Genomic DNA, 26,231 nt, shown 5'->3' with positions numbered 1-26,231 from the left:
TAAGGAGGCGCGTGGGCAGAGTGTGCGCGGGCGGGTTTTGGGGCGCTCAGCGCGCACGGGGGCGCACATTCACCTCAGCGAGCGCCCCCGTGGGGCTCCAGACGGACCAGTGTCTCGTCCATGCCGACGACGACGCCGCCGTCCGGGGTGACCACGACGGCGCGGACGGGAGGGCCGGGGCGGAAGCGATGGAGGGCGCCGGTGTCGAGGTGGCGGAGTTCGACGAGGCCGTCGGCCCAGGCGACCGCGAGGACCGGGCCCCGGGGGGTCTCGGCCGCGTGGAGGGTGACGACCGGAGCGGCACGCTCCACGAGCGGGGCCGGGTGGGGGGCCGCGTCCTTCCCTGGCGTCCAGAGGCGGACGGTGCCGTCGGTGCCGCCGCTGCACACGAACGGCGTCTCCGTCTCGACGGCGGTGACGGCCGCGACGCGTCCGCTGTGCAGGGCGGCCTGGTGGATGCCGGTCAGCCCGAAGGCGTGCACGGAGCCCAGCCGGTCGCCGACCACCACCGAGCCGCCGATCACCGCGAGCGCGGTGCCGGGATGCCGGGTGAGGGTGGCGGTGACGGCCTGGGTGAGCCGCTCCAGGTACGGGGGGCGGGGCGCCTTTCCTCGTACGGTGTGCAGCCGGCCGCGCTCGTCGAGGAGGAGGACGGTCCCGTCGGCTGCGGGCGCGAGTGCCTTGACCCGGCTCGCGGGTCCGGCGTCGAGACGGCCCCCGGGGTGTGCGTCCCGGGCGTCGAGCAGCCGCACCGCACCCGCGGGGCCGGCGACCAGCAGCCGCTCCCCCACGGCGCCGAGCACGGTGACGGGCCCCGGCCAGGGCGGCGTCACGTCCCCGCGCACCCGGGTCCACCGCACCCGCCAGGCCGCTCGCCCGGCCAGTTCCGTGAGGGCGGGCCGGAGCCGGGGGTCCGCGCCGTCCCCGAGGGCGGCGAGCAGCACGAGGGCGCGGCCGGAGGGGGCCTGGTCCCGGCTGAGGGACTGGCCCGCGCGCAGCCAGGCGGACCGCAGGCCGCCCCGGTCGTCGTCGGGCTCCGCGAGATAGGCGCGGGTGACTTGGGCGGGATCGGCCGCGCAGACCGCCCGGGGGTCGTCGGCGTCGATCCGCGGCGGCCGCCGTCCCGCGACCGCGGCGGGGCCGGGCGATACGGCGGGGGGCGCGGCCGGGTCGGACAAGGTGGGCGGGTCGTCCTCGCCGAGGTCCACGACCGTGGCGCGGCCGCCGGCGGCCAGCCGGGTGTGGGCGGAGCTCCCGGCCGCGGTCTCGACCAGGAGCCGGACGCGCCCCAACGCGGCCATCTCGGCGAGGAGTTCGGCCAGGGCGTCCGGTTCGTCCGCCGCGTGCAGGTCGGTGAGGAGCAGGGCGGCACGGCGTACGTCGGTGGTGGCGAGGACCTGGACGAGTTCGCCGGGGGTGCGGGCGACCACGCCCAGCCGGTTGGCGATCGTCCAGGCCGTGCCGAGCACGCTCTGGCCGGCCAGGGAGACCAGTTCGCGGGCCGCGCGGCGGCGGCGGGCGGCGCCGGAGCGGGTGCCGTGGGCGGCGAGCCAGGCGAGCAGGGCGCTCTTGCCGCGGCCCGGCCCGCCGGTGACGAGGCACAGGCGGGGTGCGTCCGGGTCGGTGAGCCAGCCGAGCAGGGCCGCCGCCTCGGCCTCCCTGCCGGGGGCGGGGCGCTCCGCGCGCACGGGGCCGGTCACGGGCGTCCCTCCCCGGCCTCCGGCCGGGGTGTCCCCGATGACGGCGGGTACGGGACCGGGGACGGCATGGGACACCTCACGCCACCGACCTTAGTCGGTGGGGGCCGCGAGGTGGGGTCAGCCGCCGGATCCGGCGAAGTGCTCCCGTACGAGCGACCGTACGACGGTCAGGTCCTGGGCCACGAGCGCGTCGAGGAGGGCGGTGTGCTCGGCGGCATCCGCGACCAGGTCGGCGTGCCGGACGGCCGGGGCGCTCGTCAGGGGCCACTGGGAGCGGCGGTGGAGATCGTCGGCGACGGCGAGGAGCTGGGTGTTGCCCGCGAGGGCGAGGACGGCGCGGTGGAAGGCACGGTCCGCCTCCGCGTAGTGCGCGCGGTCGCCGCGCGCGGCTGCCGTCGAGGTGGCCTCGGCGAGCGGACGCAGCTCCGCCCAGCGGTCGGCGGGGACGGTGCGGGCCAGCCGCAGCATGACGGGCACCTCGATGAGCGCGCGGACCTCGGCGAGTTCGGCGAGTTCGCGGGGGGTGCGCTCGACGACCCGGAACCCCCTGTTCGGCACGACGTCGACGGCGCCCTCGGTGGCGAGCCGCTGCATCGCCTCGCGCACGGGGGTCGCCGAGACGCCGAAGCGTTCGGCGAGCACGGGCGCGGAGTAGACCTCGCCCGGCACCAGCTCCCCGCCGACGAGCGCGTCCCGCAACGCCTGCAGCACCTGCCCCCGCACGGAATGCCGCCGCACCCCGCCCCGCGGCCCGGGCACGGCCCCCGCCGCGGGCTCGGGTACGGAGGTGGCATGGCGCACGGGTGAGAGACCCGCCCCCGGCGCGGTCGAGGCGTCGGCCGTCGGCGCGGAGGCGGCACCCGGCGCCGGCCCGGACGGCAGTACGAAGGAGGCTTCGGGCCTGGTAGCGACCGGCGGCACGACCCCCGGTCCGGCCCCGTTGTCGGGCGTCCCTGCCCTGTTGTCCGGCGCTCCGGCCCCGTTGTCCGGCGTCGGGCGCGGGGCGAGGCGCGCGCCCGCGCCGCGGGCCGGGTCCGTGTTCTCGCCGAGGCGTGTCACCGGCGGCGGGGCGGGGTGGGTGCCGTACGCCGGGTCCGGGGTGCCCGCGGCGTCGCCGAACGGCGCGTACGGCTCACGCGCTCTGCCCTGCTCCACCCGGGTCCTCCTGCGGGATCGTGCCGGGCCCGGCTCGCGATGCCGGCGCCCCCTGTGCACGATAGGCGACGAGCGGACGCGCGGAGTCCGGAGGGCGTGCCCAGCAGAGGTGACGGGCAAACACCGATCGCATCGGGTAAGGTAAGGCTAACCTGCTAACGATCGCGATTCGGTGGTCCCCCATGGCCGTCCCCGCCCTGCTCCCCGCCCCCCTCACCTCACCCGTCGCGGCCTCGTACGCCCGCCTCGGCGAGGTGTTCAGCGGCCTGCGGATAGAAGAGCTGGGCCCGGACGACCGGATGCCGCGCGGCGACGGCTGGGTCGGCGCGGACGACCTCGCGGCCGGCGGCGCCGCCCTCGACGCGTTCCTCGCCTGGGACGACGCCCAGGTGCTGCGCGACTACGGCCGCCGTGCCAGGCCCGACGTGGTCGCCGGCTTCGGACTCCACCGGTACGCCTGGCCCGCCTGTCTCCTGGTCACCGCCCCCTGGTTCCTGCACCGCAGGGTGCCGCGCATGCCCGCCCGTAACGTCGCCTTCCAGCGCGCCGCCGGCCTGCTGGCGTTCCGGGTGGAGGAGTTCGCCTGCCTGCCCGGCGACCCCGCGGCCACGCTGCCCGGCGCCCGGGTCGTCGCCGACGAGGAGGCCCTGCGGGCCGAGGTCCGCGACGCGCTCGCCGAACACTTCGAGGAGCTGCTCGCCGGCTTCGGACCGCGGATGAGGCGCGGCAAGCGGGCGCTGTGGGGCATGGCCACCGACGAGATCGTCGAAGGGCTCTGGTACATCGCCTCCCTGATGGGCGAGGAGGCGCGGGCGATGGCGGAGCTGGAGCTGCTCCTGCCCGGCACCGCCAAGCCGTACGTCGGGACCGCGGGCTTCCGCGAACTGCCCGGCTCCGGCACGGCCGACACCCCGCCCGCCGCGACCCGGGACCGCGCCAGCTGCTGCTTCTTCTACACCCTGCGCCCCGAGGACACCTGTCTGACGTGCCCGCGCACCTGCGACGCCGAGCGGGTCCGCCGACTCGCCGCCGCCGCTTGACGTCCGACCGGCGGCTCCGCCGACTCGCCGGCACCGCCTGACGTCCGACCGGCGCTTACGCCACCCCCAGGGGTGGCGTCCGTCGAACACGTCCCCCCGCCCCCGCTCGCCCGTTCGACCAGATCGCACCTATTCGTATGCCGTGCGACCCCGTTGGCGTGCTCTTGCCGCGAAACCCCTTGAGGCCCCCGCGAGGTCGGCCAGTATGGGCGCCCGAAACGCCCTACTGCGATGCAAGGGACACCGCATGAGACTGACCGACATATCGCTGGACTGGCTGCTTCCGGGCGGCGTGATGGTGGCCGGAGTCCTGACGGCGGTGGCGGTGCTCGCGCGCGGCAAGCGCGCCGGTGACCAGGCCGCGGCCGAGGACTCCTGGGAACGCAGCGAGGAACGCCGCAGACGCAAGGAGGCGATCTACGGCACCGCCTCCTACGTCCTGCTCTTCTGCTGTGCGGCGGTCGCGGCCGCGCTCTCCTTCCATGGGCTCGTGGGCTTCGGCCGGCAGAACCTCAACCTCACCGGGGGCTGGGAGTACCTCGTCCCCTTCGGCCTCGACGGCGCGGCCATGTTCTGCTCGGTCCTCGCGGTCCGCGAGGCCAGCCACGGCGACGCGGCCCTCGGCTCGCGCCTCCTCGTCTGGACCTTCGCGGGTGCCGCAGCCTGGTTCAACTGGGTGCACGCACCCCGGGGTCTGGGGCACGCCGGCGCCCCGCAGTTCTTCGCCGGCATGTCCCTCTCGGCGGCCGTCCTCTTCGACCGGGCCCTCAAGCAGACCCGCCGGGCGGCGCTGCGGGAACAGGGCCTGGTGCCCCGCCCGCTGCCGCAGATCCGGATCGTACGGTGGCTGCGGGCGCCCAGGGAGACCTTCGGCGCCTGGTCGCTGATGCTCCTCGAAGGCGTACGGACGCTGGACGAGGCGGTCGACGAGGTCCGCGAGGACCGGCGGGAGAAGCAGCAGAACCGGCTCCGCAGGCGGGAGCAGGAGAAACTCGGCCGGGCCAGGCTCAAGGCGATCAACCGGCAGCACCGGGCCTTCGGGCGCGGACGCGGCGGCGGGCGCCAGGTCGAGGTCGCGGCCCTGAACTCCGGCGCGGGCTCCGCGACGCCGTCCGTGGGGCCGGCCGTCGCGGAGCCCGCCATAGCGGACCCCGGACAGCTGCCGCTTCGACCCCGGCCCTCCCTCCAGGCCGTCCAGGGCGTTGAGTCCCGGACGGTGGACCTCACCGCCGAGGACGACACCCAGACGCTCCCCCGGCTCGATTCCCTGGAACGCAAGCTCAAGGACCTCGAGCAGCAGTTCGGCTGAGCGTCGCTCCCTCCGAGAGACGAGAGAGAAGGACGAACGGAACGGCGGGGCCGCCCCTCAAGCGGCCCCGCCGTTCACGTGCTCCCGAGCCTCAGGCGGCGCCGCCGGTCACGCCGCGCCGCCGTTCAGTTCGAACCACACGACCTTGCCCGCCCCTTGCTCCTCGACGCCCCAGGAGTCGGCCAGGGCGTCGACCAGGACGAGCCCCCTGCCGTGCGTGCCCTCCTCGGCGGCCGGGGCGTGCGAGGCGGCGAGGCCGGGGACGAAGTCCCGGACCTCCACCCGCAGGCTCTCCGGGACGATCGTCGCGGTCACCACCGCGCCGTGCTCCGTGTGGATCAGCGCGTTGGTGACCAGCTCGCTCGTGAGCAGCTCCGCCACGTCGCAGGCGCCCGGCCCGCCCCACGCGCGCAGCATCGCGCGCAAGGCGTGTCGCACCTCCGGCACCGCGGTGAGATCCGCGCACCCCACCTTCCTCAGCAGTTGAGCCGGCTGTCTCGCCTCCCCGGCCATAACCCCCACCCACAGTCGTCGGACAGTCACGGGGATGCATGCCCCACGCGCCGTCCGGCATTCACGGTCGGGGGACGTTGCGCAGGTTCGATCGGGCCATCTGCAGCATGCGGCCGACACCGCCGTCGAGGACGATCTTGCCGGCGGAGAGGGCGAACCCGGTGACCATGTCGGCGCTGATCTTCGGCGGCATGGACAGCGCGTTGGGGTCGGTGACGACGTCGACGAGGGCGGGCCCCTTGTGCTTGAAGGCGTCCTTGAGCGCCCCGGCGAGCTGCTTCGGCTTCTCGACCCGTACGCCGTAGGCGCCGGCCGCGCGGGCGATGGCGGCGAAGTCCGGGTTGTGGTTGGCCGTTCCGTACGCGGGGAGGCCGGCCACCATCATCTCCAGCTCGACCATGCCCAGCGACGAGTTGTTGAACAGCACGACCTTCACGGGCAGGTCGTACTGCACGAGGGTGAGGAAGTCGCCCATCAGCATGGAGAAGCCGCCGTCGCCGGACATCGAGACGACCTGGCGTTTCCGGTCGACGAACTGGGCGCCGATGGCCTGCGGCAGCGCGTTCGCCATGGAGCCGTGGCTGAAGGAGCCGATGATGCGGCGGCGCCCGTTGGGCGAGAGGTAGCGGGCGGCCCAGACGTTGCACATGCCGGTGTCGACGGTGAAGACGGCGTCGTCGTCGGCGAGTTCGTCCAGGACCGAGGCCACGTACTCGGGGTGGATCGGGACGTGCTTCTCGACCTTGCGGGTGTAGGCCTTGACGACCCCTTCGAGCGCGTCGGCGTGCTTCTTCAGCATCTTGTCGAGAAAGCGCCGGTCCGTCTTGGGTCGCACGCGCGGGGTGACGCAGCGCAGGGTCTCGCGCACGTCCCCCCAGACGGCGAGGTCGAGCTTGGAGCGGCGGCCGAGCCGTTCGGGCCGCACGTCCACCTGGACGATCTTGACGTCGTCGGGCAGGAAGGCGTAGTACGGGAAGTCGGTGCCCAGCAGGATCAGCAGATCGCACTCGTGGGTGGCCTCGTAGGCGGCGCCGTAGCCGAGCAGCCCGCTCATGCCGACGTCGTACGGATTGTCGTACTGGATGAACTCCTTGCCGCGCAGGGCGTGGCCGACGGGCGACTTGACGCGCTCGGCGAACTGCATGACCTCGGCGTGGGCGCCGGCGGTGCCGCTGCCGCAGAAGAGCGTCACCCTGCGGGCTTCGTCGATGAGCCGTACCAGGGCGTCGATCTCGGTGTCCCCCGGGCGGACGGTGGGCCGGGTGGTGACGAGCGCGTGCTCCACCGCCTTCTCGGGGGCGGGAGCGGAGGCGATGTCGCCGGGCAGGGAGACGACGCTGACCCCGCTCTGGCCGACGGCGTGCTGGATGGCCGTCTGGAGCAGCCGGGGCATCTGCTTGGGGCTGGAGATCAGCTCGCTGTAGTGGCTGCACTCGGTGAACAGGCGGTCGGGGTGGGTCTCCTGGAAGAAGCTGAGGCCGATCTCGCTCGACGGGATGTGCGAGGCGAGGGCGAGGACGGGGGCCATCGAGCGGTGGGCGTCGTAGAGGCCGTTGATGAGGTGCAGGTTGCCCGGGCCGCAGGAGCCCGCGCAGGCGGCGAGGCGGCCGGTGATCTGCGCCTCGGCGCCCGCGGCGAACGCGGCGGTCTCCTCGTGCCGGACGTGGATCCAGTCGATGCCCGAGGTGCGGCGGACGGCGTCGACGACGGGGTTCAGGCTGTCGCCGACGACTCCGTACAGGCGTCGGACGCCGGCGCGGACGAGAAGGTCGACGAACTGTTCAGCGACGTTCTGTTTGGCCATGGGTCCATCAACACATGGGCCCGGTCGTTACGCCTCCCAGACGGCCGCGGCCGTACGGTCATCGGCGTAGCCCTTGACCCTCAGTTGGGTGTCGGCGAGGAAGGCGGCGAGGCCGGGCGGTTCGGGGGACGCCCAGCGGGCGGCGAGTTCCTTGGCGAGGGCGGGTTCGCCGCGCATCGCGTCGGCGAGGCCGTTCGACGCGAGGAGGAGGGTGTCGCCGGGGCGGGCCACGGAGGCGCGGAAGCGGAACGGTTCCGCCGGGGGCGGGGGCGGGCCCTCGGCGAGGGGGCCGCCGGGCGCGGTGGTGACGCCGAGCTTCATCGTGAGCCGGTCGCCGCCCTCCGCCTCGGCCGGCGGGTTCGGAGAAGCCGGAGCGCCCGGTGCGCGCGTGCCGCCCGCGGCGCTTCCGGCGGGCGGGGAGCCGAAGCCGACGACGGGCGCGCCGGTGAGGGTGGCCGGTTCGGGGACCAGCGGCTCGATGTCCTGCCAGGCTCCGTCGCGGAGCCGGAAGAGCCCGCCCCGGCCGATGCCGAAGAAGACCCGGGTGCGGCAGCCGGGGTCGGCGGAGAGGAGCAGACAGCGGAGGCTCGCGGTGTAGTCGTCGGGTTCCATGCCCAGCTCGGCGGCGCGGGCGCGGAGTCTGCCGTACGTCCGGTCGGTGAGCCGGTGGAGTCCGGACTTGAGGTCGCCGCGGCGGCCGGCCCGGATGTCCTCGGAGAGCCGGGCGTGGCTGCGGCCGACGGCCTCGCCGATCCAGCGGCAGGCGTCGGCGGCGGCGAGGTGGGAGCCGTCGGCGGCGCGGACGCCGCCGGCCACGGCGACGAGGACGAGGGCGGCCCCGTCCTGGCCGAAGCGGGCGGTGAGCAGGGTGTCGCGACGGGGTTCGCCGCGGTAGCGGGCGGAGTCGCCGCGGACGGAGGCGGCGCGCAGGGTGTACGCGCCGTACCGGGCGCCGTCGAGGACGGTGTCGGCGACCAGGTCGGCCAGCTCGCCGGGGCGGGCGGCGGGCAGGGCGGTCGGTTCCGGTTCGTAGGTGGGCGGCCGGCCGCCGATGTGTTCCGTACGGGGGCGGGGGGCCGGGACCTGCACGGTGGGGGCGTCCGGGGGTGGGGCCTGCGGGGCGGGGGGTGTCTGCGAGGCCGCCGGGAGAGGTGCCGGGGCCGGGGTCTTGGGCTCCGGCGGGGGTGGTAGGTCGGGCGGGGCGGACGGGAAGGTGCGCGGGGCGCCCGCGTCCGGGCCGAGCGGTTCCCACGGGGCCTTCTCCGGCCGGGGAGGCACGGTGTCCCGTCGTACGGCGGCGGGCATGGCCCGGGACGCGGAGTCGAAGCGGTCGTCGACGGTGTCACCCGTCGTGGTCGGCGCGGTGTCCGGCGCCGTGTCGTCGTACAGCTTGTCCCACCAGTGGTCCCCCTGCTGAGTCATGCCCCTAGTGTCCACCGCGGGGGCCGCGCGAAAACGGGACATCCCGAAAAGTGAACGAAAAAGAGGTCCGCCGGGCGACCCCACCCCCCACGGGAAGGACGCCCGGCGGACCGGCGTGATCAGCGCACGTCGTCAGCGCGGATCACGGTCTGGGTGACGGAGACGCCCTCGGCGTCCGTCGGTCCGGTCCTCCTCCGTCGTCGGAGGACGGGAGACCGGCCGGGGTGGGCGCGGCGGGCGGGTGGCCCGCGCGGCCCGTGGCGGTGAGGCCGATCCTCCGGCCGTCGGTCGGCGAGGGTGGTGAGGCCGTCCTCCGGCAGGTCGTACCGGGGGAAGAGAATCGGGATGTCTTGAGAGTAGACGTTTTCATCGGCCTGGGAAGTGCGTTCATCCCCTCTCCCCTCTCGATTCCGGTCCATAGGCAGGCGGAAGGGCCTCGCCCGGGGGCTGTCGGTGCTGCGGTGGCGCCACATTGGCAGACGTGCGGGTGGTGCAGGGATGATGGGCGAGGCGGGAATGCGCCGTGGCCGATTCCCGCCAGGGCACCAACGGAACGAATGCGTCCGCCGAACGTCCGGTGAAAGTGCGGGACGTCCGGCGGCGTCCGGTGAGGGGTGGGACAGCGATGCTGGGAGCGATAGGGCTCGACGAACGGCAGGAGTGCGCGTATCGCGCGCTGGTCGCGCTGGGGGCGGCGGAGGTGGCGGACCTGGCGCTCCGGCTCGCCCTGCCGGAGACGGACACCGAGCGGGCGCTGCGGCGCCTGGAGTCACAGGGCCTGGCCGCGCAGTCATCGGCGAAGACGGGCCGGTGGGTGGCGGCGCCGCCGGGGGTGGCGCTGGGTGCGCTGCTGACGCAGCAGCGGCACGAGCTGGAGCAGGCGGAGCTGGCGGCGAAGCTGCTGGCGGAGGAGTACCGCGCGGAGGCGACGGAACCGGCCGTGCACGATCTGGTCGAGGTGGTGACCGGAGCGAGCGCCGTCACGCACCGTTTCCTGCAGTTGCAGCTGGGGGCCGTGGAGGAGGTCTGCGCGCTGGTCACCGGGAAGCCGGTGGTGGTGAGCGGTCTGGAGAACGAGGCGGAGGAGCTGGCCGCCGGGCGGGGCGTGCGCTATCGGGTGGTGATCGAGCGGGAGGTCCTGACGCTGCCGTCGGGGCTGGTGGAGCTGACGGCGGCGCTCGGCCGCGAGGAGCAGATCCGGGTGGTGGACCGGGTCCCGACCAAGCTGGTGGTCGCCGACCGGACGCTGGCGATGGTGCCGCTGACGGGCCGGGGGGCGGAGCCGGCGGCGCTGATGGTCCACGCGAGCGGACTCCTGGAGTCCCTGATGGGCCTCTTCGAGTCGGTCTGGCGCGAGGCGCTGCCCCTGCGGCTCGGGGCGGGCGCGCACGTCCAGGAGACGGAGGTGCCCGGCCCTGACGTGACGGATCTGGAGATCCTGTCGCTGCTTCTGGCGGGGATGACGGACGCGAGCGTGGCGAAGCAGCTGGACCTGGGCCTGCGGACGGTGCAGCGCCGGGTGAAGGGCCTGATGGAGCTGACGGGTGTGACGACCCGGCTCCAGCTGGGCTGGCACGCGTACGAGAAGGGGTGGGTGGCCCGGGGCTAGGGCCGGGGCGAGTGAGCCGAAGGGGGCCGTCGGGGGAACACGGCCGAGCGCCGTCGCCCCCTCGGTGCCTATGGCGAGTGAGCCGAAGGGGCCGTCGGGGGAACGCGGCCGAGCGCGCGCAGCTCCCGAGGAACGAGGGAGCGAGCACGTACGGCCGCGTGAGTCCGACTCTCAGGCCCCGGAGGCGAACCGAGCCTCCAAAGAAAAAGGGGTGCGCCGCGAACTGCGCGGGGCCCGTCGGTCCTGCACGCTGGGCAGATGGGTGTGTGGCAGCTGTTGCTGGTGGCGATGGTGATGCTGCTGGGCCTGGTCGGGGTGCTGGCTCCCGGTGTGCCGGGGCCGTGGCTGGTCTGGGCGGCCATGCTCTGGTGGTCCCTGCACGAGAAGAGCGGCCTCGCGTGGATCCTGCTGGTCTCCGCCACGGCTCTGCTGCTGCTCACCCAGGTGGTCGTGTGGCAGTTGCCGCCGCGCCGGCTGCGGGGGGTCGGCATCACGCAGCGCATGGTGGTGTACGCCGGGGTGGGCGCGTTCCTCGGCTTCTTTCTGGTGCCCGTGCTCGGCGCGATCCCCGGCTTCGTCGGCGGGATCTACCTCTCGGAGCGCCTCCGTCTGGGCGGCCACGGCCAGGCGAAGGCGTCCACCCGCAGGGTGATGCGGGCGGCCGGGAGGAGCGTGCTGGTCGAGCTGTTCTCGTGCCTGCTGATCGTCGGGGCGTGGGTGGGCGCGGTCATCTGGGGCTAGGGCATGCCTGGAGGTAGTGGTGGGCGTAGGACCGCCAGGGGCGCCAGGCCTCCGCGTCGGGGGCGTCGGCCGGGGCCACGTCGGGGTCGCCGAGGGCGCGCATCCGGAGGAGGGCGGCGAGGGGCGCGGTGACGCCGGGGACCGTGAGGAGGGCCCGTTCGGCCTCGTCGCGGTCGGCGCCCGGGTCGAGGCGTACGGCCCCGGTGGCGAGCGCGGTCGCGAGCGGTCCGGCGACCGGGTGGGTGGTGAGGTCGGCGGGCTCGGGGAAGAGCCGGGTGAGGCCGCCGCAGGGGTGGTCCAGGACGGTTCCCCGTGTCCCGGCCAGCCTCGCGGCCTCGTCCGGGCCGAGCAGTGCGCGGAGGGCGAATTCGTCGGGGTCGGCCGCGCCGGGCGAGCGTACGCCGGGGCGTGCCGTCACCCGCGCGGCGAGCCGGTCGTCCGCGCCGAGCCGCTCGGCGACGGCGTATGGGTCGGCGTCCAGGTCGAGGAGGCGGCGCAGCCGCTGGACGGCGGTGGTCAGGTCGCGCAGGTCGGTGAGGTGGATCCGGGCCTCCAGCCAGGGGCCGGGGGACCGTTCGTCGACGGAGACGATGCCGGCGCCGTGCGGGAGGCGGAGGGTGCGGCGGTACGTACGGGCTCCGGGGTCGCCGAGGACCTCCTCGACGTGGGGCAGCGCCTCCTCGGCGAGCAGGTCGAAGACCTGGCGTGCGGCGTACGGGCCTCGGTGGGCGAGCCGGAGCGGGATCCCGGCGGCCCGCGCGGCGGCGCCGGGCGCGGTAGCGGGGCGGTCCGTGCCGCGGGTGCGGGCGGCGGTCGCGGTGCCTGTGCCGGATTCCGTGCGGAGTGCGGAGGGGGTCCGGGCGTAGATGGAGCGGATGGTGTCGTTGAACTGGCGGACGCTGGCGAATCCGGAGGCGAAGGCGATCTCGGTGATCGGCAGGCCGGTGGTCTGCAGGAGCAGCCGTGCGGTGTGCGCCCGCTGCGCGCGGGCGAGCGCGACGGGGCCGGCGCCCAGCTCGGCGGTGAGCTGGCGCTGGACCTGGCGGGCGCTGTAGCCGAGCCGGCCGGCGAGGCCGGGCACGCCTTCGCGGTCGACGACGCCGTCGCCGATCATGCGCATGGCGCGTCCGACGATGTCGGCGCGGACGTTCCACTCGGCGGAGCCGGGCACGGCGTCCGGCCGGCACCGTCGGCAGGCCCGGAAGCCGTGGCCCTGGGCGGCGGCCGCGGTGGGGAAGAACGTGACGTTCTTCCGCCGAGGGGTGACGGCGGGGCAGCTGGGCCGGCAGTAGATGCCGGTGGTCGTGACGGCGAAGAAGAACTCGCCGTCGAACCGCGCGTCCCGGCTGCTGACCGCCTCGTACCTGGTGTCCTCGTCCGTCACGCCCTCCAGTGTGCGGGACGGCGCCCTCCGCATCTGGCGGTTTTCGGACACGACGTCTCCCCGCCGCGCGGCCGTCCGGGGCCCTTCGCCGCCCGACCCGTACGGCCGCTCCCGGCGTCACCCGGCCCCGTCCGGTCCGCGCCGGCTACCGCGCCCGGCCGCGCTTGACCTCCATCGCGGCCCGGCCTTCCGCGCCCTTGCGCTTCCAGTCCTTGAGGATCTCGGCCCGGAGCCGGGCGTCGGTCTTCGCGACGATGCGCTGGTTCTCGCGCAGGAGCTTGCGGTAGCTGTCCAGCCGCCGGGCCGGCAGCGTGCCGTCCTCGACCGCCGCCGTCACCGCGCAGCCCGGCTCGGACTCGTGGGCGCAGTCGTGGAAGCGGCACTCCCCCGCGAGGTGCTCGATCTCGGAGAAGACCTGGCCGACGCCGGCCTCGGCGTCCCAGAGGCCGACTCCGCGCAGTCCCGGGGTGTCGATCAGGACGCCGCCCCCCGGCATCCGGAGCAGATTGCGCGTGGTGGTGGTGTGGCGACCCTTGCCGTCCACCTCGCGGGCCGCCTGGACGTCCATGACGTCCTCGCCGAGGAGGGTGTTGGCGAGCGTGGACTTGCCGGCGCCGGAGACGCCGAGCAGCACGCTCGTCCCGCCCGCCACGACCGCGGCGAGCACCTCCACTCCCTCGCCGGTGGTGGCGCTGACCGGGAGCACCTGCACGCCCGGCGCGGCGGTCTCGACGTCCTGGACGAGGTAGGAGAGCCCGACCGGGTCGGGCACGAGGTCGGCCTTGCTGAGCACGACGACGGGCTGGGCGCCCGACTCCCAGGCCAGGGCGAGGAAGCGCTCGATGCGGCCGAGGTCGAGCTCGACGGCGAGCGAGACGGTGATGATGGCGTGGTCGACGTTGGCCGCGAGGATCTGGCCCTCGGACCGCTTGGAGGACGTGGACCGCGCGAACGCCGTACGGCGCGGGAGGCACGCCCGTACGTAACGGGGGTGGCCGCCCTCGGGGTCGACGACCGCCCAGTCGCCGGTGCAGACGACCCGGAGCGGGTCGTGCGGGGTGACGAAGGCGGTGTCGGCCCGGACGGTGCCCTCGGCGGTGACGAGGTCGCACTGGCCTCGGTCGACGCGGACGACCCGGCCCGGCAGCAGCCCTTGGGCGACGTACGGTGCGGAGACTGCTTCCCAGCCCTCGTCCCAGCCGTAGGCGGAGAGCGGGTGCGCGGAAGGGGAGAGCGGTGCCTGGAAAGAGGCGAAAGACAAGGGGGGACCCTTCACAAGGGCGGCCCCGGCACGCGCCGTACGGGCGCGAGGTGGTGAAGAGGTCAGCCGGTGGCCACGGAGGTGGTGTGGACGAACTTCGGGATGCGGGCAGCGCCCATCGACTCGACAGCCATCGGTCACACCTCCTGGATCACACGGCACGATCACGCGGCACGGCACACGGGGCGGTGATCGGCACCCGGGTCCGGCCGGTCCCCGGTCTCCCGCGGACGAGCACACCTTAGACCGGCTCCGGCGGAGCGCGCGAGGTATTTTCGGGGCGCTCTTCCGGCCCCCGGCCGGGGCCCTGACCGGCATACTTCTCGGGGACCGGCGCCGGGGTGACGACGCGTCGGCCGGAGCGGGGGTGGGGCATGTCGGGGTCGGGGCGTCGGGTCCGGTCGCGCGGCGAGCTGATCCGGCAGCGGAGCCGGGCGCAGTTCGTGGGGCGTTCGGCGCAACTGTCGCTGTTCACGGACAACCTGGCGAAGGATCCGGAGTCGGAGACCGACCCGGCGGAGTTCCTCTTCCATGTGCGGGGTGTCGGCGGCGTGGGCAAGTCGTCCCTGCTGCGGCAGTGGCAGGAGGCGGCCCGCCGGGCGGGCGCGGTGACCGCGATCGTGGACGAGAACGATGTCCACGGCGTCCCGCAGGCGCTGACGGAGCTGGCCCGCCAGCTCGCCGAACAGGGCGGGCCGCTCAAGGAGTTCGACAAGGCCGCCGAGCAGCATCGCCGGGAGCAGGAGACGGCGGCCGCGGAGCCGCTGCAGGTGGACGGTCCCGGGGTCGCCGGGGCCGAGGCGTCGACATCGAGCCGGGTGGTGACCCAGGCCGCGTTGGGGGCGGCCTCGCTCATCCCCGGCGTCGGTGTGGTGACCGCCATGGCGAACCCCGACGTCGCCGCGCAGGGCCTCGACCGGCTGCGGGCGGGCGCCCGCTCGCGGGGGCGGCGGGTCCGGGGCGCCGACGCGACCGGACTGAGCAGGGCGTTCGTCTCCGAGCTGGGCCGGCTGTCGGCCCGCCACCCGTGGGTGGTGCTCTTCCTGGACACCTGGGAGCAGACCCGGCGCTTTCTGGACGGGTGGCTGCGGGATCTCCTCGACGACGGCTTCGGTCCGCTGCCGGTGGACGTGATCGTGGTGCTGGCCGGCCGGGACGAGCTGGCGGAGCGGGACTGGGCGCCGTTGCGGACGCTCGTGGCCGATGTGCCCCTCGAGGTGTTCACGGAGGCCGAGACGCGCACGCTCCTCGCGGCGCGGGGGGTGACGGAGCCGGAGGTCGTGGACGCGGTGTGGCAGTTGTCCATGGGGCTGCCGCTGCTGGTGGACCTGCTGGCGCTGGCCCGGCCGCGGGCGGCGGAGGACGTCGGCGCCGAGGTAATGGACGACGTGGTGGAGCGGTTCGTGCAGTGGATCACGGACCCGCGGCAGCGCGAGACGGTCCTGGCGTGCGCGTTGGCGACACAGCTCAACGAGGACGTGTTCGCCGCCGCGGCGCCCCCGGAGGCGGGGGACCTGTGGGGGTGGCTGTGCGAGCAGCCGTTCGTCAACGGGCGCGGTGACTTCAAGCAGTACCACGCCGTGGTGCGGGCGAGCATGGTCCGCCAGCAGCGCACCCACTCGCCGCGGCGGTGGACCGCCGCCCATCTGCGGCTCGCCGGGACGCACGCGGTCTGGCGCGAGGCGGCCGAGCGGGACCTGCCGGCGGGTCGGAGGCGGTGGAGCGATCCGCGGTGGCGCAGGCACCGTCTGGACGAGGTGTACCACCGCCTGTGCGCCCACCCGGCGGGCGAGCTGACGGCGGCGCTGGAAGAGGCGGTGCACGCGGCGGGGCGGAACGCGGAGGCGCTGGAGCAGTGGGTCGGCACGCTGGAGCAGGCGGCGCGCGACACCGCCGACCGCGAGCTGTTCGTCTGGGCGGACCGCCTGCGGGGCACCACCGCCGACGAGGAACCGCTGCTCGCCTGTCTGACCGCCCTGCTGACCCACGCCCGGCTGGGGGACGAGGCGCGGGCCTGGGCGTACACCTACCGCGGCCGGCATCTCTTCCTGGCGGCCCGGGAGGCGGAGGCGGTCGTGGCGCTGGACCGGGCCGTCGAGCTCGCCCCGGACAACGCCGTCGCCTGGGCGTACCGCGGGGACGCCCACAGTTGGCTCGACCATCCGGAGGAGGCGCTGCGCGATCTGACGACGGCGGTGACCCTGCGGCCGGAGGAGACCTGGATCCTCGCCCACCGCGGCGCGGCCCTGCGGGAGGCGGGCCGGTACGACGAGGCCGTCGCCGACCTGACCACGGCCCTGGCCCACGACCCCGCCGACGCGTGGGCGTTGACGCACCGGGGCGAGACGTATCGGCGGGCAGGCCGGTACGACGAGGCGATCGCCGATCTCACGGCCGCGGTCGACCGGGACCCCACCGACGCGTGGCCGGTCTCCGAGCGGGGTGAGACGTACCGGCGGGCGGGGCGGTACGACGAGGCCGTCGCCGATTTCACGACCGCGCTCGCCCTGGTCCCCGAACCGGTGCCGGTGCGGCTGGTGGCGCACCGAGGCCTGGCTCACCACCAGGCCGGGCGGTACGAGGAGGCGATCGCCGACCTGACCGCCGCCCTCGACCTGGATCCCGGCCACGCGTTCACGCTCGCCCAGCGCGGTGACGCGTTCCGTGAGGCCGGCCGGTACGACGAGTCGGTCGCGGACTACACCGCCGCGCTCGCCGTCGAACCCGACTACGCCTACGCGCTCGCCCAGCGGGGCGAGGCCCATCGGCTCGCGGAGCGGTACGACGAGGCGGTCGCCGACTTCACCGCCTCGCTCGCCCTCGACCCGGCCGACGCGTGGACGCTCGGCTCCCGGGGGCAGGCGCACCAGGGGGCCGGGCGCGCGGACCGCGCCGTCGCGGACCTGACCGCCGCGCTCGCCCTCGACCCGGCCCTCGACTGGGCCCTGGTCGCCCGGGCGCTGGCCCATCAGGAGGCGGAGCGGTACGAGGAGGCCGTCGCCGACCTCACGGCCGCGCTCGCGCTCGACCCGGCCGACGCGTGGGCCCTGGCACGGCGGGGCTTCATCCAGCGCCTGCGGGGGAGGTACGACGAGGCCGTCGCGGACCTGACCGCCGCGCTCGCGCTGGATCCCACGCTCGTCGACGCCCACGCCCAGCGGGGGGTGGCCTTCCGTCAGACGGAGCGGTACGACGAGTCGGTCGCCGACTTCACCAGCGCGCTCGCGCTGGTGCCGGACTTCGCGTGGGCCCTCGCGCAGCGCGGGGAGACGCGGCTGCACGCGGGGCGATTCGACGAGGCGGTCGCCGACTTCACCGCGGCGCTCGACCTCGACGGCTCCCTCGTCTGGGCCCTCGCGGAGCGGGGCGAGGCGCATCGCAACGCCGGCCGGTACGAGCGGGCCGTCGCCGACTTCACCGCCGCGCTCGACGCCGATCCCACGCTCGGCCTGGCGCTCGCGCAGCGGGGTGTCGCCCACCGGCAGGCGGGGAGGTACGCGGAGGCGGTCGCCGACTTCACGGCCGCGCTCGACGTCGAACCCGGTGAGCCGTGGCACCTCGCGCAGCGGGGCGTCGCCCACCGGGAGGCGGGCTCGCTCGCGCCGGCGCGCGAGGACATCGAAGCGGCCGTCGCCGCCCGCCCCGCCGACCTGGGGTACCTCTTCGAGAAGGCCGTGCTGGACACGCTGGAGTCGGGGGCCGCCGCGTGCGCGGAGCAGTGGCGGGAGCTGCTGGGCCGGCCCGTGGAGGGGCGGTGGGGCGACGCCACCCGCTTCTTCGGCCTGTTCCGCGTCCTCGTCCTCGAACCGGAGGGCGATCCGGCCGGCGCGGTGGAGGCGTTCCTCGCGGCGGGCCCCGACCACGACGCCGTCACGGACCTGCTCTGCTATCTGGCGGAACTCTCCGCGTCCGGCGACCGCCTGGGCGAGCGGGCTCGGGCCTGCCGCGCGCTCCTCCTGGCGCGGCGCCCGGCCCCGCCGGCCGGGCTTGCGGGCGGCGGCTGACCGCGCGGCCGGTGTCCGATTCGTACAAGACGGCTCCGGCCGGCCCTGCCTACGGTACGGACATGAACGCACCACGACTCGATGTCATCGGCCTGGTGGTCTCCGACATGGCCGCCTCGCTCGCCTTCTACCGCCGGCTCGGCCTCGATCTCCCCGCGGAGGCGGACACGCAGCCGCACGTGGAGGCCGTCCTGCCGGGCGGGATGCGGATCGCCTGGGACACGGAGGAGGTCATCCGCTCCTTCGACGCGGCCTGGAGCAGGCCGGAGGGCGGGGACAGGATCGGGCTCGCCTTCCGCTGCGACTCGCCGCGCGAGGTCGACGCGGTGTACGAGGCGCTGACCTCGGCCGGGTACCGCGGCCACCTCGAACCGTGGGACGCGGTCTGGGGACAGCGTTACGCGGTGGTCCTGGACCCGGACGGCTGCGGCGTCTCCCTCTTCGCCGCGGCGGGGGCGTAGGAGGAGACCCGCCCGGTGAGGCCGGAGAGGGTCATACCCGTCAGCGCCCTCGTCTCGCGGGCCAGGTGCGCCTGGTCGGCGCAGCCGGCGCGGAGGGCCGCCTCGGAGTACGGCAGCCCGGTCCGGGCCAGGGCGAGGGCGCGCTGGAGGCGGAGGATCCGGGCCAGGGTCTTGGGGCCGTAGCCGAACGCGTCGAGCGACCGCCGGTGCAGTTGCCGGGTGCCGAGCCCGACGGCCTCGGAGGTCTCGGCCACCGTCCGGCCCGCGTTCAGCCGCCGTACGACCTCGCGCAGCAGGGGGTCGGGGGCCGGGGCGTCGGCGGCCCGGCGCACTGCCAGTTCCTCCAGGGCGGCGGCGGGGTCGGGCGCGGCGGCGATCCGTTCGCCGAGCCGCCGGGCCCGGGCCTCGCCCCACAGTGCGCCGAGGGCGACCCGCCGGTCGCGCAGTTCGTTCGCCGGTACGCCGAGCAGCGCGGGCGCGTCGCCGGGCGCGAAGCGGATCCCGGCGTAGTGGGCGACGGTGCCCTCGGGGACGTACGCCCGGGTGTCGGGGCCCGCCACGAGGAGGCGGCCGTCGCACCAGAGCAGGTCCATGCAGCCGTCGGGCAGGACGGGGTGTTCCGCGCCGGGCCCGGGGCCGAGGACGCGGGTCCAGAGGACGGCTCCGTCGACCCGCGCCGGACGTTCTTCGTACACCCTTCCGAGGGTAGGCGCCCGCCCCGGCCGGCTCATCCCCGCGGTCTCCCGGCCGCTACTGATGCCCGGCCGGACGGCCGTCCGTCACTCCTTCTCCCAGCCGGAGTGCAGGCGCGACTTGACGTCGTCCGGGGGCAGGAAGCGCGACCAGCGTTCCGGGAACTCCGAGGGCATGTCCGGGTCGTCGTCGTCGACGTCCTCGGCCTCCGCGCGCAGGCGGGCGACGAGTTCGGCGGCCTGGGCGGCGCGGGCGCGTTCGCCGGCCTCGCGGGCGGCGGCGGTGGCGACCGAGGGCCAGACGCGGTCGATCGCCGCGTTCACGGCCGCGCCGACCAGGACGGCGAAGGCGGAGATGCCGATCCAGAGCAGCACGGCGATCGGGGCGGCGAGGGAGCCGTAGATGGTGGGCCCCTCGACCTGGCTGGTGAGGTAGATCCGCAGCAGGAAGCTGCCGAGCACCCACATGCCCAGGGCCACCAGCGCGCCGGGGATGTCCTCGATCCACGGCGAGCGGACGGGGACGGAGACGTGGTAGAGCGTGGTGAGGAAGGCGATGGAGAGCAGGATGACGGCCGGCCAGTACAGCACCGAGACGACTTCCGTGCCCCAGGGGATCAGTTCGACCACCCGGTCGGGGCCGACCACGGCCAGCGGCAGGACGACGGCGCCGATGAGCAGGGCCACGATGTAGAGCAGGAAGGCCAGGAGGCGGGTCTTCACGATGCCGCGGTGGCCGTCGAGCCCGTACATCACGGTGATCGTGTCGATGAAGACGTTCACGGCGCGCGAGCCGGACCACAGGGCGATGGCGAAGCCGATCGAGATCAGGTCGGGGCGTTTGCCCTGGGTGACGTCGTCCAGGACGGGTTTGGCGATCTCGCGGACGCCCCGGTCGGAGAGGACCGTCCGGGAGGCCCGCAGGATGTTCTCCTCGATGCTGGCGACCGTGTCGGTATTGGTCCAGTCGTCGGCGTAGCCGAGGAGCGCGATGAGGCCGAGGAGCAGCGGGGGCAGCGACAGCAGGGTGAAGAACGCGGCTTCCGCGGCGAGGCCGAGGATGCGGTACTCGATGCACGAGTTGACGGTGTCCTTCAGGAGCAGCCAGACCATCTTCCGCTTCGACACGTTGCGGTAGAGGACGCGCGCCCGGTGAAGCCTGGTCCCGGGCCGCCGCTCGGGTGTTTCCTTTGCTGCCTGCACCTCCTTACCGTATCGGCATGGCAGCCACCACCCACACCGTGACCAACCAGGCTCCGCCCCTGGTGGGATATGACGTCTTCTCCTCCGACCGGGCTCTGGCGGAGGCCGTGGAACGGCATCTGGCGCCGGACGTCCTCGCGGACGCGCGGGACGATCTGACGACGCTCGGCCGGTCGGCCGGGTCGGCTCAGGTGCAGGAGTGGGGGGCGCTCGCCAACGCCTTCCCGCCCCGGCTGCGGACGCACGACCGGTACGGGCACCGGGTCGACGAGGTCGACTTCCATCCCTCCTGGCACCGGCTCCTGGGGAAGTCGGTCAACGCGGGTTTGACGGCGGCGTGGGGCCGTCCGGGTGGTCACGTGCGCCGGGCGGCGGGGTTCGTGGTGCAGACGCAGGTCGAGGCGGGGCACGGCTGTCCGGTGTCGATGACGCACGCGGCGGTGCCGGCGCTGCGCGCGGATCCGGAGCTGGCCGCCGTCTGGGAGCCGCTGCTGACGTCGCTGGTGTACGAGGAGGAGCTGCGGCCGCCCCGGGAGAAGGACGGGGTGCTCTTCGGGATGGGGATGACGGAGAAGCAGGGCGGCAGCGACGTACGGGAGAACACGACGGCGGCCCGGCGGCTGGACGCGGACGGCGAGTACGTCCTGACCGGGCACAAGTGGTTCTGCTCGGCTCCGATGTCGGACGCGTTCCTGGTCCTCGCGCAGGCTCCGGAGGGGCTGACGTGCTTCCTGGTGCCGCGGGTCCTGGAGGACGGCTCGCGCAACGCGTTCGCGATCCAGCGCCTCAAGGACAAACTGGGCAACCGGTCGAACGCCTCCGCGGAGGTGGAGTTCGACGGGACGACGTGGGGGCGCCGGGTCGGGGAGGAGGGGCGCGGCATCCGGACGATCATCGGGATGGTGGCGGCGACCCGGTTGGACTGCGTGCTGGGGTCGGCGGGGCTGATGCGGCAGGCGGTGGCGCAGGCCGTGCACCACGCCGGGCACCGGCGGGCGTTCGGCGGGCTGCTGGTCGACAAGCCGCTGATGCGGAACGTGCTGGCGGATCTGGCGCTGGAGTCGGAGGCGGCGACGGTCCTCGGGATGCGGCTCGCGGCGGCGTACGACGCCGACACGGAGGCGGAGCGGGCGTTCGCGCGGATCGCGGTGCCGGTGGCGAAGTACTGGGTGACGAAGCGGTGCCTGCCGGTGGTGGCGGAGGCGCTGGAGTGTCTGGGCGGCAACGGCTACGTGGAGGAGTCGGGGCTGCCCCGGCTGCTGCGCGAATCGCCGCTCAACTCGATCTGGGAGGGCTCGGGCAATGTCCAGGCGCTCGATGTGCTGCGGGCGTTGCGCTCGGAGCCGCGGGCGCTGAACGCCTTCCTGACGGAGGTCGGGGCGGCGCGCGGCGCGGACCACCGTCTCGACGGGGCGATCAAGGGGATGCTGACCGAACTGGCCGATCTGGAGGGGGTCGAGGGCCGGGCACGGCGGCTGGTGGAGCGGATGGCCCTGGTGCTCCAGGGGTCGCTGCTCGTGCGGTGGGCGCCGGCGGAGGTGGCGGACGCGTTCTGCGCCTCGCGGCTCGGCGGTGACTGGGGATCGGCGTTCGGGACGCTGCCGTCGACCCTGGACCTGGGCGCGGTGGTGGAGCGGGCCCGCGTGGAGGTGGACGCCTGAGCACGGGGGCGCGCCGCGGGGCGGGAGAGCCGGGGGTGGTGCTGCGCCGACACGGCACCACCCTCGGCTGACACCACCCTCGTGGACGGAGCGTTCGGCTGCCAGAGTTGCAAAGGGTTGCAGGATTACCCGAACCGCCCGTCACCGGGGCGCGGCGGGCGGCACGATGGGCACTGGCCTCGCCCGTCGGCGGTTCCCTCGGCGGATCCGACACAGCACCGCGGGCGGCCGGGAGGGACCGATGAAGAACACGCGGCTCGACATGGGCCGGCTCGCCGCGATGGACGCCGCCCAGGCCGCCCGGCTGCTGCACCGCGTCCGCGAGGAGACCCTGGCCGGCCGGACGCCGCCGATCGCGCCCCGACCCGTCATCGACGCCTCCTGGCGGCGGATGTTCCGGCTGGGGCTCGACCCGGACCAGGGCACCAGCAGCGTGCTGCTCGGACGGGACGAGCTGGAGGAGCGGCGGCGCGCCACGGTCCTCGGCGAGGTGATGCGGACGCTGAGCACGGGACTGGCCGGGATCGCCGACGCCTCCCTGCAGATCATGGTGGTCACCGACGACCAGGGCCGGGTGCTGTGGCGGGAGGGCAACCTCGCGGTGATGCGGCAGGCCAACGGCATCTGCCTGGAGGAGGGCGCGGCCTGGACGGAGCACACCACCGGGACCAACGCGGTGGGGACGGCGCTCGCGATGCGCCGCCCCGTCCAGGTGCACTCGGCCGAGCACTACGTCCACGCGCTGCACTCCTGGACCTGCGCCGCCGCCCCGGTGCACGACCCGCGTGATCAGCGGCTGCTGGGGATCGTGGACGTGAGCGGTCCCGCGTCGAGTTTCCATCCGGCGACGCTGGCCCTGGTCGGCTCGGTGGCCCGGCTGGCCGAGGCGGAGATGCGCCAGCGTCATCTGCGCTCCATCGAGCGGCTGCGCTCGGTGGCCGCGCCGATCCTGTGCCGGGTCGGGGGGCGAGCCATCGCGGTGGACCGGCACGGCTGGACGGCGGCGGTGACCGGGATGGCGCCGGTGGACCGGATCGCGCTGCCGACGTCGTTCCGGGCCGGCCGGGTCTGGCTGCCGGCGCTCGGCGCGTGCGCGGTGGAGCCGCTGCCGGGCGGCTGGCTGCTACGGGTGGAGGAGGAGCGGGCGGCGGAGCCGGACCCGTCCCGGGCGCCGAGCAGGGTGGTGCTCGATCTGAGCCGGCCGCGCCGGTGGTCGGTGACGGTGTCGGGCGCGGCGGGGAGCTGGTCGCGGGAGCTGAGTCCGCGCCACGCGGAGCTGCTGTTCCTGCTCGCGCTGCACCGGGACGGGCGGACGGCGGCGGAGCTGGCCCAGGACGTGTTCGGGGACCGGACGAGGACGGTGACGGTGCGGGCGGAGATGTCCCGGGTCCGCCGCACCCTGGCGAGCGTGCTCGCCCACCGTCCGTACCGGTTCAGCGAGGAGGTCGACGTGGAGGTCGTCCGCCCGGCCGGGGCGGAGGACCTGCTCCCCCACTCCACGGCTCCGGCGATCCGCGCGGCCCGGGTGCCCGGGCCCCGGGGCGGGTAACGCACACAACGCCGGACCCCCATGGGAATCTCGCGCTCCGCATGATGCGATGGACGTATGAGCATCACTCTCACCACCTGGTCCCTCGAACAGACCTCGGCCCGTGACCTGCGTCCCGCCGCCCCGCCGGAGGGCGACGACGTGCGGATCGTGCGGGCCGAGGTGCCCTCCCCCGAGTTCGCCCGCTTCCTCTATACGGCGGTCGGCGGTGACATCAGCTGGAACGACCGGCTGCACCTGTCGTACAAGGAGTGGCAGGAGATCGTCGAGCGGCCGGGGTCCGAGATCTGGGTGGCGTACGAGAAGGGGACGCCGGCCGGGTACGTGGAGCTCGACCCGCAGGACGACGGGGTCGTGGAGATCCTCTATTTCGGTCTGATCCCTTCCTTCCGGGGGCGCCGGATCGGCGGCCATCTGCTGACCGAGGGCGTGCGGCGCGCGTGGGACCTGGCCGAGCGGTGGCCGGACCGGGAGCCGACCCGGCGGGTGTGGCTGCACACCTGTTCCCTGGACGGTCCGCACGCCATGGACAACTACCAGCGGCGCGGCTTCCGGCTTTTCGACACCACGGTGGAACAGGCCGAGGAGGCGCCGGTGCCCGGCCCCTGGCCCGGCGCCCACGGCTGAGCGGAACCGCCGTCCCCACCCTGAGCAGCACCCTTACGGAGTGACCCACGGCACACCGTCTCGCGATGCGGGACGGTGGTGTCCACATACCGGACGAAGCTGGACTGAGTCCAAAGGCCCGTGACACGCTTCCGTCATGTCTGGAACTGGAATTGCCTTGGTGAGTCGGCGGCACGTCGACCTAGGCCGCATGTCCAGCGCCATCTGTCCGGCGCGCTGAGAGAACCAGCACCGCCGCGATCGACTTTCTGCACGACCCTGCTGCGCACCGACGCGCCACCCTCTGACCTGAGCGCGAGTGTGCAGGTCAGAGCCGCCCTCCCGCAGTCCCGAAGGACAAAACGCCATGGCCGCCACCCCGGAAAACCCCACTCCCGTCGCCGCCCGCCGCAAGGCCGGGCGTCACCGTGGCGAGGGTCAGTGGGCCGCGGGGCACTTCACCCCGCTGAACGGCAATGAGCAGTTCAAGAAGGACGACGACGGTCTCAATGTGCGGACACGTATTGAGACGGTCTACTCCAAGCGCGGATTCGACTCCATCGACCCCAACGACCTGCGCGGCCGCATGCGCTGGTGGGGCCTCTACACCCAGCGCAAGCAGGGTCTGGACGGCACCAAGACCGGCGTCCTGGAGCCGGAGGAGCTGGACGACGAGTACTTCATGCTCCGGGTCCGCATCGACGGCGGCCGGCTGACCACCGAGCAGCTGCGGGTGATCGGCGAGATCTCGCAGGAGTTCGCGCGGGGCACCGCCGACATCACCGACCGCCAGAACGTGCAGTACCACTGGATCCGGATCGAGGACGTGCCCGAGATCTGGAACCGCCTCGAGGCGGTCGGGCTGTCCACGACCGAGGCCTGCGGCGACACCCCGCGCGTCATCCTCGGGTCGCCGGTCGCCGGCATCGCCGAGAACGAGATCGTCGACGGCACCCCCGCCATCGACGAGATCCACCGCCGGATCGTCGGCAACAAGGACTTCTCCAACCTCCCCCGCAAGTTCAAGTCGGCGGTCTCCGGCTCGCCGCTGCTCGACGTGGCGCACGAGATCAACGACATCGCCTTCGTCGGCGTGCACCACCCCGAGCACGGCCCCGGCTTCGACGTCTGGGTCGGCGGCGGCCTCTCCACCAACCCCAAGCTGGGCGTGCGCCTGGGCACCTGGGTCTCGCTCGACGAGGTCCCGGACGTCTACGAAGGCGTCATCTCCATCTTCCGCGACTACGGCTACCGCCGGCTGCGGAACCGCGCGCGGCTGAAGTTCCTGGTCGCGGACTGGGGCCCGGAGAAGTTCCGCCGCGTCCTGGAGGAGGAGTACCTCAAGCGCGCCCTCACCGACGGTCCGGCCCCGGCCGAGCCCGCCGGCCAGTGGCGCGACCACGTCGGTGTCCACCGGCAGAAGGACGGCCGGTTCTACGTCGGGTTCGCGCCGCGCGTCGGCCGGGTCGACGGCGCCACGCTCACCAAGATCGCCGGGATCGCCGAGGCACACGGCTCGGGCCGGCTGCGGACCACCGCCGAGCAGAAGATGATCGTCCTCGACGTCGAGGAGCCGCAGGTCGAGTCCCTCGTCTCCGCGCTGGAGTCGCTGGACCTGCGGGTCACGCCCTCACCGTTCCGGCGCGGCACGATGGCCTGCACCGGCATCGAGTTCTGCAAGCTCGCGATCGTCGAGACCAAGGCGCGCGGCTCCGCCCTGATCGACGAACTGGAGCGCCGCATCCCGGAGTTCGACGAGCCCCTCACCATCAACATCAACGGGTGCCCCAACGCCTGCGCCCGTATCCAGGTGGCGGACATCGGTCTCAAGGGGCAGCTGGTCCTGGACGACGACGGCAACCGGGTCGAGGGCTACCAGGTCCACCTCGGCGGCGCGCTCGGCCTGGAGGCCGGCTTCGGCCGCAAGGTCCGCGGCCTGAAGGTGACCTCCGCCGAGCTGCCCGACTACGTCGAGCGGGTCCTCAAGCGCTTCCAGGAGCAGCGCGAGGACGGCGAGCGCTTCGCCACCTGGGCGGCGCGCGCCTCGGAAGAGGCGCTGTCATGAGCGACGCACACGCGGCCGCCGGGCCGCAGCCGACGACGACGGCCGCCACCCC

Annotated in this window: 20 protein-coding genes; 11 read left to right on the top strand and 9 right to left on the bottom strand. The window is 74.4% G+C overall.

Annotation, left to right across the window (positions count from 1 at the left end; translation table 11 throughout):
• Window positions 1–74 precede the first annotated feature (74 nt).
• Both ACFZBD_RS22120 and ACFZBD_RS22115 read right to left on the bottom strand, forming a co-directional pair.
• Entirely contained in the window at window positions 75–1,700 is a 1,626-nt protein-coding gene (locus ACFZBD_RS22120) for a hypothetical protein (RefSeq protein ID WP_391141946.1), read from the bottom strand.
• Between the two features lie 117 nt (window positions 1,701–1,817).
• Window positions 1,818–2,621 (bottom strand): FCD domain-containing protein, encoded by an 804-nt coding sequence (locus ACFZBD_RS22115; protein ID WP_391142228.1) that lies wholly within the window; start codon window positions 2,619–2,621, stop codon window positions 1,818–1,820.
• A gap of 416 nt (window positions 2,622–3,037) precedes the next feature.
• Between ACFZBD_RS22115 and ACFZBD_RS22110 the strand changes: the two genes are divergently transcribed.
• Both ACFZBD_RS22110 and ACFZBD_RS22105 read left to right on the top strand, forming a co-directional pair.
• Window positions 3,038–3,895, top strand: coding sequence for a (2Fe-2S)-binding protein (locus ACFZBD_RS22110; RefSeq protein WP_391141943.1), 858 nt, complete (start codon window positions 3,038–3,040; stop codon window positions 3,893–3,895).
• 247 nt (window positions 3,896–4,142) lie between these two features.
• On the top strand, window positions 4,143–5,204 hold the full coding sequence (locus ACFZBD_RS22105; RefSeq protein ID WP_391141941.1) for a DUF2637 domain-containing protein: 1,062 nt from the start codon (window positions 4,143–4,145) through the stop codon (window positions 5,202–5,204).
• A gap of 108 nt (window positions 5,205–5,312) precedes the next feature.
• On the opposite strand, the gene ACFZBD_RS22100 is transcribed toward ACFZBD_RS22105, so the two are convergent.
• The 3 genes from ACFZBD_RS22100 to ACFZBD_RS22090 form a co-directional block, all read right to left on the bottom strand.
• Complete coding sequence (locus ACFZBD_RS22100) at window positions 5,313–5,642, bottom strand: ATP-binding protein (protein ID WP_391141938.1); 330 nt, start codon at window positions 5,640–5,642, stop codon at window positions 5,313–5,315.
• A 136-nt stretch (window positions 5,643–5,778) separates the two neighbouring features.
• The gene (locus ACFZBD_RS22095; protein WP_391141936.1) at window positions 5,779–7,521 is read right to left on the bottom strand and encodes a pyruvate dehydrogenase; all 1,743 of its coding nucleotides are present in this window, start codon (window positions 7,519–7,521) and stop codon (window positions 5,779–5,781) included.
• Window positions 7,522–7,548: 27 nt separating this feature from the next.
• Complete coding sequence (locus ACFZBD_RS22090) at window positions 7,549–8,943, bottom strand: protein phosphatase 2C domain-containing protein (RefSeq protein ID WP_391141933.1); 1,395 nt, start codon at window positions 8,941–8,943, stop codon at window positions 7,549–7,551.
• Window positions 8,944–9,568: 625 nt separating this feature from the next.
• On the opposite strand from ACFZBD_RS22090, the gene ACFZBD_RS22085 reads away from it, so the two are divergent.
• Both ACFZBD_RS22085 and ACFZBD_RS22080 read left to right on the top strand, forming a co-directional pair.
• Window positions 9,569–10,552 (top strand): helix-turn-helix domain-containing protein, encoded by a 984-nt coding sequence (locus ACFZBD_RS22085; protein WP_391141930.1) that lies wholly within the window; start codon window positions 9,569–9,571, stop codon window positions 10,550–10,552.
• Between the two features lie 258 nt (window positions 10,553–10,810).
• Window positions 10,811–11,293 (top strand): DUF456 family protein, encoded by a 483-nt coding sequence (locus ACFZBD_RS22080; RefSeq protein WP_391141928.1) that lies wholly within the window; start codon window positions 10,811–10,813, stop codon window positions 11,291–11,293.
• Here the strand turns inward: ACFZBD_RS22080 and ACFZBD_RS22075 are convergent.
• The gene (locus tag ACFZBD_RS22075) at window positions 11,280–12,710 is read right to left on the bottom strand and encodes an AlkA N-terminal domain-containing protein (RefSeq protein WP_391142226.1); all 1,431 of its coding nucleotides are present in this window, start codon (window positions 12,708–12,710) and stop codon (window positions 11,280–11,282) included. The two genes, ACFZBD_RS22080 and ACFZBD_RS22075, sit on opposite strands and share 14 nt — an antisense overlap.
• A 112-nt stretch (window positions 12,711–12,822) precedes the next feature.
• Window positions 12,823–13,938, bottom strand: a complete 1,116-nt coding sequence (rsgA, locus tag ACFZBD_RS22070) for a ribosome small subunit-dependent GTPase A (protein WP_391141925.1) — start codon at window positions 13,936–13,938, stop codon at window positions 12,823–12,825.
• A 374-nt stretch (window positions 13,939–14,312) separates the two neighbouring features.
• On the opposite strand from rsgA, the gene ACFZBD_RS22065 reads away from it, so the two are divergent.
• Entirely contained in the window at window positions 14,313–17,942 is a 3,630-nt protein-coding gene (locus ACFZBD_RS22065; RefSeq protein WP_391141922.1) for a tetratricopeptide repeat protein, read from the top strand.
• Window positions 17,943–17,953: 11 nt separating this feature from the next.
• Window positions 17,954–18,403, top strand: a complete 450-nt coding sequence (locus ACFZBD_RS22060; RefSeq protein WP_391141921.1) for a VOC family protein — start codon at window positions 17,954–17,956, stop codon at window positions 18,401–18,403.
• Here ACFZBD_RS22060 and ACFZBD_RS22055 read toward each other — a convergent pair.
• Together ACFZBD_RS22055 and ACFZBD_RS22050 are read right to left on the bottom strand one after the other, a co-directional pair.
• Window positions 18,340–19,134: a helix-turn-helix domain-containing protein gene (locus ACFZBD_RS22055; protein WP_391141919.1), complete on the bottom strand. Its 795-nt coding sequence runs from the start codon at window positions 19,132–19,134 to the stop codon at window positions 18,340–18,342. The genes ACFZBD_RS22060 and ACFZBD_RS22055 overlap by 64 nt on opposite strands.
• A 48-nt stretch (window positions 19,135–19,182) precedes the next feature.
• A complete protein-coding gene (locus tag ACFZBD_RS22050; protein WP_391141916.1) occupies window positions 19,183–20,298 on the bottom strand; it encodes a YhjD/YihY/BrkB family envelope integrity protein in 1,116 nt (371 codons plus the stop codon).
• A gap of 17 nt (window positions 20,299–20,315) precedes the next feature.
• Between ACFZBD_RS22050 and ACFZBD_RS22045 the strand changes: the two genes are divergently transcribed.
• The 5 genes from ACFZBD_RS22045 to ACFZBD_RS22025 all read left to right on the top strand — a co-directional run bounded on the left by ACFZBD_RS22045 (window position 20,316) and on the right by ACFZBD_RS22025 (window position 26,179).
• Window positions 20,316–21,959 (top strand): acyl-CoA dehydrogenase family protein, encoded by a 1,644-nt coding sequence (locus tag ACFZBD_RS22045; RefSeq protein ID WP_391141914.1) that lies wholly within the window; start codon window positions 20,316–20,318, stop codon window positions 21,957–21,959.
• Between the two features lie 241 nt (window positions 21,960–22,200).
• Entirely contained in the window at window positions 22,201–23,508 is a 1,308-nt protein-coding gene (locus tag ACFZBD_RS22040) for a GAF domain-containing protein (protein WP_391141912.1), read from the top strand.
• 57 nt (window positions 23,509–23,565) lie between these two features.
• Window positions 23,566–24,135, top strand: a complete 570-nt coding sequence (locus ACFZBD_RS22035; RefSeq protein ID WP_391141909.1) for a GNAT family N-acetyltransferase — start codon at window positions 23,566–23,568, stop codon at window positions 24,133–24,135.
• Window positions 24,136–24,271: 136 nt separating this feature from the next.
• Window positions 24,272–24,355, top strand: a complete 84-nt coding sequence (locus ACFZBD_RS22030; RefSeq protein WP_310591794.1) for a putative leader peptide — start codon at window positions 24,272–24,274, stop codon at window positions 24,353–24,355.
• A 126-nt stretch (window positions 24,356–24,481) separates the two neighbouring features.
• Window positions 24,482–26,179: a nitrite/sulfite reductase gene (locus ACFZBD_RS22025; RefSeq protein ID WP_391141907.1), complete on the top strand. Its 1,698-nt coding sequence runs from the start codon at window positions 24,482–24,484 to the stop codon at window positions 26,177–26,179.
• Window positions 26,180–26,231 lie beyond the last annotated feature (52 nt).

Origin of the sequence: Streptomyces sp. NPDC008121, from assembly GCF_042957155.1 — a bacterium.
Taxonomy (GTDB): domain Bacteria; phylum Actinomycetota; class Actinomycetes; order Streptomycetales; family Streptomycetaceae; genus Streptomyces.
The sequence above is the reverse complement of the archived record's forward strand: the minus strand, read 5'-3'. Positions and strand labels throughout refer to the sequence as shown.